The sequence below is a fragment of the Paenibacillus agilis genome, assembly GCF_007786455.1.
Taxonomy (GTDB): Bacteria; Bacillota; Bacilli; order Paenibacillales; family Paenibacillaceae; genus Paenibacillus_B; species Paenibacillus_B agilis.
On the sequence record NZ_VNJK01000001.1, the window covers coordinates 3,284,457 to 3,296,717 of the forward strand.

Here is a 12,261-nt window from a genome sequence, read left to right on the forward strand (position 1 = left end):
GACACCATCCTTAATCATTTGCTTTATAAAAATCATGTATAAAATCAATATATATCCTTATTCCAAAATATCATACGAAAAAGTAGTGCAAATATGGATTTACATCATCATTTGCGGATCAACGTCCACGTGGAACAATACACCTTGCTCGCGAGTCATCGGCTCCAGCGTCTTCAGCGCAGCTGATACAAGCGAAGGCAAATCCACCTCTCCACGGCATTTAATCGTACATTGGAAACGGTATTTATTTTTGATCCGAGGAATCGGCGATGCTACAGGTCCAAATACGTCTACCGCCTGCACCGCACCATGAAGAGGCTTAAGCAAGCCCCATTCCTCTGCAATCTCCTTAATGCGCAGCACTGCATTCTCCGCAGCACGGACTAACAACGGCAATTCTTCGTGCGTCATCGTAAGCAATGCCAACCGGCAAAACGGCGGCACCAGACGCGCCCTGCGCATCCGCAGCTCCTCAGATGAGAATGCCTTATAATCATGACCAGACGCATGTACAATCGAATAATGTTCTGGCGCGTAGGTTTGCACGACAACTTCACCAGGCAAATGATGTCTTCCCGCTCGACCAGCCACTTGAGTAAGCAGCTGGAACGTCTTTTCAGCTGCCCTGAAATCAGGCATGTGCAAGGCAGAATCAGCAGCAATAACACCAACAAGCGTAACATAAGGGAAATCTAGTCCTTTTGCTACCATCTGTGTGCCAAGCAAGACATCCGCACGTCGCTCACGAAATTGCTGCAGCATTTTCTCATGTGAGCCTTTCTCTGTCGTCGTATCCACATCCATCCGAATGACCCGAATACCTGGGAAACGTCGAGCCAACTGCTCCTCAACACGCTGCGTACCCGTCCCGAAAAATCGAATATGCTCACTCTCACAGTCCGGACACGTTTGCGGCGACCGCTCCGTATATCCGCAATAATGACAGCGAAGATGTTCTGTTTTCATATGATACGTCAATGAAATATCACATTCAGGACATTGAGCCACATAGCCGCACGTACGACACATGATAAAGGTGGAATAACCTCTTCGATTCAAGAGAAGCACCACCTGCTCCCCTTTAGCCAATCGATCTTCCAACGCTTCCTCCAATGGAGCACTGAACATCGAGCGGTTGCCAATCTTCAGCTGCTCTCTCATATCTACAACCGTCACCGGAGGTAATGGGCGGCCAGCCACCCGTGTTGGCATTTCCAACAATTCAACATCCCAGATCGGACGCTCCAATCCTCGCGCTTGAGCGTCATAGCCATGCATCTTAGCAGCGTAGTACGTTTCCATAGACGGCGTAGCTGATCCAAGCACAACTACCGCTCCATGCTGTACAGCTCGTTCAATCGCAACATCACGCGCATGATACTTTGGCGTCTCTTCTTGCTTGTATGAAGTTTCATGTTCTTCATCAATAATAATAAGACCAATCCGGCGAAATGGTGCAAATATGGCTGAACGCGCCCCGATAGCTACCGATACGCTGCCTTCACGAATTTTGCGCCATTCATCATAGCGTTCACCTTGCGATAATCGACTGTGCAATACAGCTACTTTTGCACCGAAGCGACCTTTAAAACGTTCCACCATTTGCGGAGTAAGCGAAATCTCAGGCACAAGTACAATCGCTTCCCGTTCCGAAGCAAGACAGCGTTCTATCGATTGAAGATATACTTCCGTTTTACCGCTGCCCGTCACCCCGTGAAGCAAAAATGTCTTTGCCTTTTCCCGATCCAGCGCTTCTTGCAATTGGCTATACACTGTAGCCTGTTCATCTGTCAGCGGCAAAGGTTGAGTTGGCTTAAAGTGCCGTTCCTTATAAGGATCACGAAGCACCTCTCGATCCTCAATCTGAACTACCCCTTTGTCTGCTAATGCCTTAACCGCGGAAGCATTCAAATCCTTCAATGGCGCTTCACCGTTCATAGCAAGTAAGTGCTCCATCGTTTCTTGCTGACGCTTGGCTTTGAGTCCAGCACTAAATGCTAGTGCCTCTTCTTCAGACATCGTTAAACAGACACACTTCAGCTTCTTTACACCAATTCTATCTTTAATGCGCTCGATCTCTACAAGCCATCCTGCATACAGAGAAGCGCGGATCGCCTTTGCTGCATAAGGGAATGTTTGCAGCAATTTCTCTGCTGTTATAGGCTCATGCTGCTGTACATAAGCAAGCAAGCGCCGATACATAGGCTGATGCAGCAGTTCACGGTTTAACCAACCGATCAACGTCTGCTCACCACTCCATTTGCCCAGCTCAAGTTCTTCATCGCTTTGCTGCCAGAAGCTATCGTCCGCACCTACTCCATTTTCATCCCAGTCGTCTACGACAGGCTGAGTATCTAACAGACGCAGTGCCTCCGTGCCAAGTCGAAGCGCCTTTTCCGTTCTGCCTTTCAACGCAGAAGGAATCATCACTTGCAGAGCAGCTGTAAACGTACACACATATTGATGGCTCATCCATTCCGCCAACCTAACCAAGTCAGGAGGGAGCGGTGGAACAAGATCTAATAATTGCTGAATAGGCTTTAACTTTTTGCTTGGAATGTTCGTTCCATTTACTCGATCAATGACGATCCCTTGAATCGTGCGCGGTCCAAATGGCACGCCTACTCGACTGCCGATTTCGATCCAGGGCTCCATCTCGCGTGGAATCGCATAATCGAACGGTCGATCAGTCTGTTTGCTCGGCACATCTACAATAACTCGGGCGATGTGGACCGAATCGGACGGATTAGTCAATGACAAGCACCTCTTCAGGAAGTAGCTTAGCCGCCTGCTCTAGTATCCGTTTTGCCACATCCTGCTTCGCACGTACCGATACGGATTCAACAAGCCCTTGTCCATCAAAAATAAGCACCTCGTTATTATCCGAACCGAAGCCGATATCAGAACGAGACACATCGTTGGCAACAATCAAATCGCAATTTTTCCGCTTTAGCTTCCCTTGAGCAAATTCAGCTACATTATGCGTTTCTGCCGCAAAACCAACGAGCACTTGATGCTGCTTATGCTCACCAAGCCATGCTAAAATATCAGGATTTCGCTCTAGCTCAAGCACAAGCGAATCAGCTGTCTTTTTAATTTTTTGCTCGGCACGGAACTTTGGACGATAATCCGCAACTGCAGCCGCCTTAACCACGATGTCTGTCTTCTCATAATGGGCTTGTACAGCTTTTAACATATCGAGAGCAGATTCTACTCGAATGACGTTAACTCCATCAGGGATCATCGTCTGAACTTGTCCAGCGACAAGCGTTACATCAGCCCCCATGTCGCGTGCAGCCTGGGCTATCGCAATCCCCATTTTGCCAGAAGCATCATTTGTTAAGTATCGAACTGGATCAATGCGTTCCAATGTTCCACCAGCTGTCACCATTACTCGACGTCCTGCTAATAGGCCTGAATTGCTGTTGTTCGTAATAACTGCCTCATTGAGGCCAGTACTACCTATAGGAGGCAACGAAGATGGTATAGTAGCACCTTCAAAGAACTGCCTCACATGCTCTATGATCAATTCTGGCTCCTCAAGACGCCCTTTTCCCGTATAGCCACATGCAAGCGGCCCTTCAGCCGGTTCAATGAAATGGACGCCACGTTGACGCAGCAGCTCCATATTGTGCTGGACGGCAGGATGCGCATACATGTGGACGTTCATAGCAGGGGCCACCATTACAGGCGCGGTAGTAGCTAGCAATGTTGTAGATAACATATCATCCGCTAAACCATACGCCATCTTTGCTAGTATGTTAGCCGTTGCAGGGGCGATCAAGAACAAGTCCGCACGATCCGCCAAATTGATATGGGACACTACAGCTGGGTCACGTTCATCAAACGTATCCGTATAGACTGGATTGCGAGACAAGGTCTGCAAAGTCAACTCGGGAATGAACTTCGTCGCACTGTCTGTCATTATGACATGCACGCTTGCCCCAGCCTGAGTAAGCTTACTGCATAGCGTTGCCGCTTTATAGGCAGCAATTCCACCTGTTATACCGAGCACAATCGTTTTTCCATGTAGCATCATGTCCCCGCCTTTCCCTAGCATGCTGATGAAAAAAATAACAACCTTCGGTTCAAACGCCAATAGACGTCATTCACCAACGGGTTGTTCTTGGATAAGTAACCGCCTGATGCAACTCACTTGCTCAGACAATCATCTTGCTTATATACAACACGAGAGCATCGACTTTGAACCATTAAGATTCAGCATACGATGCTCTTGTTTATTTAGAATTGATTTTGACGTTCTTGTTCGATGTGGATCTGTTCACCATAAATCTCTTCAAGCGCAACCCCAACGTATTTGTGGGATTTTGGTTGAGTCAATTCTGTACGGCTGCCCTCGCGCAATTGACGAGCACGTCTCGACGCTGCCACCACGAGTGAATATTTGCTATCAGCTTTTCTTACTAGTTCATCAATAGATGGATAAAGCATGCTTTGCACCCCTCTTATCGTAATAAACATATGACAAGGTGCACTGAAACAGTGCACCTTACACAATCGTTGTATCCCTTATTTCTCAATCTTACAGTGTTCGGCAATAATGACGCTTTCTATTCGCTTGCAAGCCAAGTCGATTTCATCATTAACGACTGCATAATCATAATGCTCCATTAATGCGATCTCCTCAACAGCAACGTTCATACGATGGTCGATAACGACCTCGTTCTCCGTGCCGCGCCCGCGAATGCGATCTTTGAGTTCTTCCAAAGAAGGAGGAAGCAAGAAAATAAAAATACCCTCTGGGAATTTCTCTTTTACTTTCAATGCACCTTGAACTTCAATCTCCAAGATGATGTCCTTGCCAGCCGCTAGCGTTTCTTCCACGAAAGCGCGTGGTGTTCCATAGTAGTTGCCTACATATTCAGCATGTTCAAGCAACTGATCGTTCTCCATCATACTGCGGAACTCTTCATGAGTTTTGAAAAAATAATTAACGCCATCCACTTCTCCAAGACGTGGTTGACGTGTTGTAGCAGATACTGAGTATGTTACATTTTGCACTTTTTTCATTAGTGCTTTGCATACGGTGCCTTTGCCTACGCCTGAGGGACCAGACAGTACAATTAGTAAACCCTTTTTCATAATCGTCTCCATCTTTTATTCGTCGTTGTCGTCATCCTTCGTTGATAAACGATGGGCAACCGTTTCCGGTTGAACCGCGGACAAAATAACGTGATCACTATCTGTAATAATAACCGCTCGAGTACGGCGGCCATATGTTGCATCAATTAGCATATGTCTGTCTCGTGCTTCTTGAATAATACGCTTGATCGGAGCCGATTCGGGACTCACGATTGAAATGATGCGATTCGCGGATACGATATTCCCGAAACCGATATTAATCAGTTTAATTGCCATGATAGGTCCTCCCTCATATACGAACGCTACATACTCTATTCGATATTCGCTGCTTGCTCTCGAATTTTCTCTAATTCGGCTTTCATATCGACAACTCGATTGACCAATTCAAGATGATTAGCCTTCGAACCGATTGTATTCGTTTCGCGATTCATTTCCTGTACAAGAAAGTCTAACTTACGGCCAATTGGCTCTCCACTGGACAATAGCTGTCGGAATTGAGTGAAATGACTCTTCAAGCGTGTCAGTTCTTCATCGATGTTGGAGCGCTCTGCAAACATAGCCACTTCCATACCGAATCTGGATTCGTCAAACGCAGCAGACTTGTCGAGCAATTGCTCAAGCCGTTGCTTAAGCTTGCTACGATACTCCTCTACAACGCTTGGCGCCCATTGGATCATCTCCGTATGTAAACTTTCAAGTCGGGACAACCTTTCCAATGTATCATCAGCAAGATGACGGCCTTCAATTCCGCGCATTCGGCATAAGCCGCTTAGCGCTTCTGTGAAGCCGTCTTCCAGAACAGCAATCAATTGTTCATCAGACCATGTCGCCTTCTCACGAACATTCATAACATCAGGAAGACGAAGCAAATCGTTTACAAGCAGCGATCCTTCCAGCCCATAGCGCTGTTTCAGTTGCTCACCGGCTTGCACATAGGCTTCAACAACCCCCATATTGCATTCCGCTTCATAGGCAGATTCGCTCGTACGTTCCTTATTCACATATACGTCAACGCGACCGCGATTGACGTGTTGTGCAACAAGACGTCGCAAATGATCTTCGATCCCCGCCCATTCGCGAGGCATACGAAGCACGATATCGCTATATCGGTGATTGACGGATTTCATCTCAATATTGATCTTATAGCCGCCTAATTCTCTGGCGGCCTGACCATAGCCCGTCATACTATAAACCATGGGAACCACATCCATTATCCTATTGTAATTGATTACGTCTAACGAGACAAGAGGTTAGCAGGGCGTTCCGCTTTTTCCCATACGTAAGATGTAAGCTCTGCTGTCATCTCATAGAACATGAATGGAGTAATCAAATAAATACCATTGAAATGCTTCATTGCTACATCAAGCAAATCTCGCGCAATATCGACACCTACCGTTCGCCCAACTTCACCTTCCAGACCCGCCATACGGGAACGAACCTCATCAGACAATAATATGCCCGGCACCTCATTATGCAAATATTCAGCGTTGCGTCCGCTTGCCAACGGCATGATGCCCACGAAAATAGGAATCGAAATCGACTTCGTTAACTCGGCCATTCGTTCTATTAACACCGGATCATAAATAGGCTGCGTCATTATATAATCTGCACCCGCTTCAACTTTGCGATACAATCGCTCTACCGCCTTTTCCAAATGCTTCACATTCGGATTAAAAGCTGCGCCCACAACAAAATTCGCTTTTTGCTTCAGTGGACGCCCTGAAAAAGCAACACCATCATTCAACTGTTTAATCATACGAATAATTTCGAAGGAAGTTAAGTCATAGACGGAGCTGGAATCCGGTAAATCTCCGAAACGAGCAGGATCACCAGTTACAGCTAACACATGGTCCATCTCTAATGCATCCAATCCCATCATGTGAGATTGCGTTCCAATTAAGTTCCGGTCACGGCATGCAATATGAACAAGTGGTCGCACACCTACTTCTTCTTTAATTAAATAACCAAGAGCCATATTGCTCATCCGAGTAACCGCCAGCGAATTATCGGCCAACGTCACGGCATCAGCTCCCGCTCGTTTTAACTCCGCTGCACCTCGCATGAATTTAGCAATGTCCAAGTCACGCGGCGGATCGAGTTCAACGATAACCGTATGCCTTTCTTTTGCAAGATCAACAATTGTAGGCTGCTTGTTCCAATCCTTATTGGAAGACGAAGAAGCACCAACAGGCAATTCTGTTCCAACCGAAATATCCAACTTAGCCCTATTGTTCTTAATAGCCAATGATGGGAGTTCCTTAACGGTTTCAAGTGCGCTTACGATAGCACGAATATGCTCTGGTGTCGTACCACAGCATCCTCCGACAAGACGTGCACCTTTATTAGCAAACTCTACTGCGCTTTGCGCCATGTACTCTGCTGTAGCAACAAAGTTATAACGGCCGTCCACATAATCAGGCAAACCTGCATTCGGGAACGCAGACAAAGGCAATCCGACCATGCTTTCTACAGACTCGATCGCTCGAAGCAAGCCGTTAGGGCCCATACGACAGTTGAATCCTACTACATCTGCCCCATCTTCTCGCAAAATACGAAACGCTTCAGGCAAGGTAAAGCCATCTTTCGTACGCTCCGAATCCTCTACTGCGAACTGACAAATAATCGGCACATTATTATCAATTTGACGGGCAATCTTGAAAGCAAGACGCATTTCCTCCAGATCATAGAACGTCTCGAACATAATCGCGTCAACGCCTGCCTCAATAAGCGCAGACAATTGTTCTTCAAAATCCCGGACTACTTGCTCCGTAGAAATATTTTCACGCTTACCAGCACGAATAGAGCCTAATGCCCCTGCTACGAAAGCTTTGCCTTGTGCAGCTTCACGAGCCAAGCGCACACCTGCGCGGTTAATATCCTTCACGAGATGCTCCATGCCATGTTTAGCAAGCTTCTCACGATTCGCTGTAAACGTATTTGTCTCAAGCAAAGTAGCTCCAGCCTCTACATATTCACGGTGAATGCCCAGGATAATATCTGGGTCACTAATGTTCATTGCTTCATATGACTTACCTACTGGATAACCCAACTGGTACAGATACGTACCCATTGCTCCGTCTCCGACTATCAATTGGTTCTGAATGGCCTGTCTGAACTTCTCATACTGACTAGTATTCATTCCTCTACACCCCAATCTCCCATGATGCGGCTGTTCTTTTTCGTATATATCCCAACTATCTATGCACACGAAGTAAGGTAACAGCCTAAAGCCTGCCAGATGAACAAAAGACGCTCCGCTGGAGCGCCATGAACTACAAGTGACCTACCTAGATACTGTTCTGTGATCATAAGAGTGAGAAGATCCCGAACGAGGAATCTTCTCTATCGTTTGCTTCTATTTACACGTCAACGCGTCGTTAATAGAGATGGTTAATTATTTCAACCAAGTACCATCATATACCATTTCGGATGGTCCTGTCATGTATACATGTCCATCTTCTTCATTCCACTCGATAAATAATTCTCCACCTGCGAGTGAAACCGTTGCCGCACGGTCTGTTTTCCCATTAAGCACACTTGCAACAAGCGTTGCACAAGCACCTGTACCACAAGCAAGTGTCGGTCCTGCACCACGTTCCCAAACACGCATATCCGTATAGTCACGAGAACGGATCGATACGAATTCAACGTTAGTCTTGCGCGGGAATAAAGGATGAACTTCCAACTTCGGTCCCCAAGTGTTGAAATCAAATGCCGTTGCATCATCAACATAAATGACGCAGTGCGGGTTGCCCATAGATACCGCTGTGAAATGGAATGTCACACCTTCTACTTCGATTGGATGATTGACTACTGTCTCTTGATCGATCGTCGTAGGTACTTGCAGCCCTTGAAGAATGGGCTTGCCCATATCAACGCGGACCGTTGTCACAACTCCGTCCACTTTATTCAACTGTACGCGTTGCACACCTGCTCCCAGCGTTTCGATCGTTAGCTCATCACCTGAAACATAGCCGCGGTCTGATACATATTTCGCAACACAACGAATTGCATTACCGCATTGCTCTGCCTCAGAGCCATCTGAGTTTATAATACGCATCATAAAGTCCGCCTGTGTGGACGGTAAAATATATACTAAGCCATCTGCACCAATCCCAAAATAACGATTACACGTTGCAATAGCTAGTTCAGCTGCATTGGCTGGCAATTGTTGTTCACCAAATACGATAACAAAGTCATTGCCTAGTCCGTTCATTTTCGTAAATTGCATCTACTTCCACTCCTCTAAATCAAAACTTGCTACTAGAATAACGCAAAAGGAGGGGAAAGTATATTCACCAACTGAAAAAATGTTTGCACTATACTACCTTTCTTATAGACCGTTGTTGCGCCCGATTCCGCTTGAAAGAAGACTTTCTCCCTGAAATAATCGACCCAAAACCAAGTAAAAACGTTGGAATTCCTGCCATTATCAAGGTAATAGCCCAGTCACGCAGCGACAACGGCACGGTTTTGAAAATAGGCTGCAGTGCCTCAACGTACAGTACAGCAAGCAGCAATACGACGGAAGAAAGAACAGCTAGCACAAGATATTTATTTTGCAATAGATTGCGGTGAAAAATAGAACGCGAGCTGCGGCAGTCAAATACATGAATAAGCTGTGCCATGACTAGCGTTGCAAAAGCAACAGATTGGGCATGTACTAACTGCTGGCTGCTATTATCAGCCTTCAGCGTTAGCCAGAATGCAGCCAACGTGCATATCCCAATGAGGAAGCCGCGGCTTATAATTTTCCAACCTAGCCTTCTGCCAAATATATTTTCCTTCGCAGCACGCGGACGCTGCTCCATGAGATCTTTCTCCGCTTGATCGACACCCAGAGCCATAGCAGGAAGGCCGTCTGTCACTAAGTTAACCCATAGAATCTGTATGGGAATGAGCGGCAGCGGAAGACCTGCCATCATCGCGAAGAACATCACGAGAATCTCACCCACATTGGAAGCGAGCAAATAGCGTATGAATTTACGGATATTTTCATAGATGCCTCGACCTTCTTCTATCGCTGCCACAATAGTAGCAAAGTTATCATCGCTCAAAATAAGTGACGACGCTTCCTTGGAAACATCGGTACCCGTAATCCCCATCGCAATGCCGATATCTGCTGCCTTGATCGCTGGAGCATCATTCACCCCATCACCTGTCATCGCAACGACATGGCCTTTACGCTGAAGGGCTTTGACGATGCGCAATTTATGTTCAGGCGATACACGCGCGTATACGTAGATTTGATCCACTACCTTATCCAGTTCTTCATCCGTCCATTGCGACAGCTGCACACCACTGACAGACATCCCACCGCGCGGTACAATGCCAAGCTGACCCGCAATCGCTTCTGCAGTAAGCTGATGGTCACCTGTAATCATGACCGTCTTAATGCCGGCACGTCGACATTTGTGAATGGCTTCGCGAACTTCTTTACGAGGAGGATCAATGAGACCGCCCAATCCAACAAATATAAGCTGATTCTCAATTTGTTCATCTTGTAGATCCTCATTTGGCTTCAGCTCACGATAAGCGACTCCCAATACACGGAGTGCTTGCTTAGCCATCTCTGCATTTGCTGCAATCGCTCGCTGCTTCAGCGTATGCGTAAATGGCACAACTTTCCCTTCCCATAACACATAAGAACAGCGCTCCATCAGTACATCTGGCGCCCCTTTTGTGTAGAGAAGCCTGCCGCCTTGATGATCCACAATGACAGACATCCGCTTACGATCAGAATCAAACGGAATTTCTTGTGTTCGATTGTATATCCCTTTTAAGTTCGATGATGTCATTCCTAATTTAGCAGCAAGGACGAGCAGAGCACCTTCAGTAGGATCTCCTTTAACCGCCCATGTGCTTGAAGGATCTGCAACAATGCTTCTCTTCGCTCCCCTCATGCCTTTTGCAGAGGGAGTATCTTGCTGCTCCTCCAGAATCGCATTGTTGCACAGTGCGCTTATCTGCACAAAGCGGCGCAGCCCCTGCTCCTGTTTCAACTCAACAGGTCTACCGGCAGCTGTTACATGCCCAACCGGCTCATAGCCTTCACCACTTACATCCATGTGCGAGCCGCCGATCCATAGTTTCGTCACGGTCATTTTGTTCTGCGTCAATGTACCTGTCTTATCGGAGCAAATGACCGATGCACAGCCAAGCGTCTCCACGGATGGAAGCTTCCGTACGATCGCCTTGCGCTTAATCATGCGCTGTACACCAAGAGCAAGTGCTATAGTCACAATAGCAGGGAGCCCTTCTGGTATAGCAGCAACCGCTAGGCTGACACCAGCCAAAAACATGCCAAGCGCAGGCTGTCCATGCAAAATACCCGCAACGACTACCATAACCGTCAATGCAAGAGCTACGCCGATCAGTATTTTTCCGAGCTGTTCCAAACGATGCTGCAGTGGTGTTTCCATCTCCTCGGTACTTTGGATCAAATGAGCGATCTTGCCCATTTCCGTATTCATACCAGTCCGAGTAACTAAGGCTTTCCCCGTACCTCGCGTCACCATCGTTCCCATAAACCCAATATTGCGACGATCACCAAGCGGCAAATCATCTCCAGCAATCGCCCCGCAATGCTTGTTCACAGGTACAGACTCCCCTGTTAGCGCAGACTCTTCCGTGTAACAGCTGTTCGTCTCCAGCCAACGAACGTCTGCGGGGATCCGGTCACCGCTTTCAAGCAGAACAATATCTCCTGGAACAAGTTCTTTGGCAGAAATTTGCTCAAACTTACCGTTCCGAATGACCTTGGCAGACGGGGCAGACAATTGCTTAAGCACTCGCAACGAACGCTCTGCACGGAACTCCTGTACAAAGCCCAAAATTCCGTTAATTAAAATAATGGCGATAATCGTGACCGCATCTAAATATTCTCCGAGCAAGCCCGAAACTAATGTAGCGCCAGCAAGTACAAGTACCATGAAATCTTTGAATTGATTCAAAAACAAAGCAATAGGCGACACGGTCTTGCCCTCTGATAATTCATTGTGGCCTGCTTGCTCTCGTCGTAAGGTAACTTCCTCTTCCTGTAATCCGCTCTCAGCGTGGACGTCCAGCTCAGCTAGCAGCTCATTGACCGACATCTGGTGCCACTTATTATGATCCATGCCCTGATCTCCTTTCACCCGTTAGGCTGTCGCTTCCCCG

Annotated in this window: 9 protein-coding genes; all 9 read right to left on the bottom strand. The window is 47.0% G+C overall.

Annotated features, from left to right (window positions below):
* Positions 1-99 precede the first annotated feature (99 nt).
* Positions 100-2,754, bottom strand: a complete 2,655-nt coding sequence (gene priA, locus FPZ44_RS14525; protein WP_186786057.1) for a primosomal protein N' — start codon at positions 2,752-2,754, stop codon at positions 100-102.
* Complete coding sequence (coaBC, locus tag FPZ44_RS14530; protein ID WP_144991859.1) at positions 2,747-4,036, bottom strand: bifunctional phosphopantothenoylcysteine decarboxylase/phosphopantothenate--cysteine ligase CoaBC; 1,290 nt, start codon at positions 4,034-4,036, stop codon at positions 2,747-2,749. The genes priA and coaBC overlap by 8 nt, the downstream gene beginning before the upstream one ends.
* 206 nt (positions 4,037-4,242) lie before the next feature.
* A complete protein-coding gene (gene rpoZ, locus FPZ44_RS14535; RefSeq protein ID WP_144991273.1) occupies positions 4,243-4,452 on the bottom strand; it encodes a DNA-directed RNA polymerase subunit omega in 210 nt (69 codons plus the stop codon).
* Between the two features lie 78 nt (positions 4,453-4,530).
* Positions 4,531-5,103, bottom strand: coding sequence for a guanylate kinase (gmk, locus tag FPZ44_RS14540; protein ID WP_144991274.1), 573 nt, complete (start codon positions 5,101-5,103; stop codon positions 4,531-4,533).
* A 15-nt stretch (positions 5,104-5,118) separates the two neighbouring features.
* Entirely contained in the window at positions 5,119-5,379 is a 261-nt protein-coding gene (gene remA / locus FPZ44_RS14545) for an extracellular matrix/biofilm regulator RemA (protein ID WP_005548256.1), read from the bottom strand.
* Positions 5,380-5,414: 35 nt separating this feature from the next.
* Complete coding sequence (locus tag FPZ44_RS14550; RefSeq protein ID WP_144991275.1) at positions 5,415-6,299, bottom strand: YicC/YloC family endoribonuclease; 885 nt, start codon at positions 6,297-6,299, stop codon at positions 5,415-5,417.
* 38 nt (positions 6,300-6,337) lie between these two features.
* Positions 6,338-8,242 carry a bifunctional homocysteine S-methyltransferase/methylenetetrahydrofolate reductase gene (locus FPZ44_RS14555; protein WP_144991276.1) on the bottom strand — a complete coding sequence of 635 codons (1,905 nt, stop codon included), beginning with the start codon at positions 8,240-8,242 and terminating at the stop codon, positions 6,338-6,340.
* A 255-nt stretch (positions 8,243-8,497) separates the two neighbouring features.
* Positions 8,498-9,334 (bottom strand): diaminopimelate epimerase, encoded by an 837-nt coding sequence (dapF, locus tag FPZ44_RS14560; RefSeq protein WP_144991277.1) that lies wholly within the window; start codon positions 9,332-9,334, stop codon positions 8,498-8,500.
* Between the two features lie 88 nt (positions 9,335-9,422).
* Positions 9,423-12,221, bottom strand: coding sequence for a calcium-translocating P-type ATPase, SERCA-type (locus FPZ44_RS14565; RefSeq protein WP_144991278.1), 2,799 nt, complete (start codon positions 12,219-12,221; stop codon positions 9,423-9,425).
* Between the last annotated feature and the right edge of the window lie 40 nt (positions 12,222-12,261).

Coding starts and splice junctions, on each gene's coding strand:
- rpoZ (WP_144991273.1), bottom strand. CDS start 4,452: ATGCTTTATCCATCTATTGATGAACTAGTAAGAAAAGCTGATAGCAAA.
- dapF (WP_144991277.1), bottom strand. CDS start 9,334: ATGCAATTTACGAAAATGAACGGACTAGGCAATGACTTTGTTATCGTA.
- FPZ44_RS14555 (WP_144991276.1), bottom strand. CDS start 8,242: ATGAATACTAGTCAGTATGAGAAGTTCAGACAGGCCATTCAGAACCAA.
- coaBC (WP_144991859.1), bottom strand. CDS start 4,036: ATGCTACATGGAAAAACGATTGTGCTCGGTATAACAGGTGGAATTGCT.
- FPZ44_RS14550 (WP_144991275.1), bottom strand. CDS start 6,299: ATGGTTTATAGTATGACGGGCTATGGTCAGGCCGCCAGAGAATTAGGC.
- gmk (WP_144991274.1), bottom strand. CDS start 5,103: ATGAAAAAGGGTTTACTAATTGTACTGTCTGGTCCCTCAGGCGTAGGC.
- remA (WP_005548256.1), bottom strand. CDS start 5,379: ATGGCAATTAAACTGATTAATATCGGTTTCGGGAATATCGTATCCGCG.
- FPZ44_RS14565 (WP_144991278.1), bottom strand. CDS start 12,221: ATGGATCATAATAAGTGGCACCAGATGTCGGTCAATGAGCTGCTAGCT.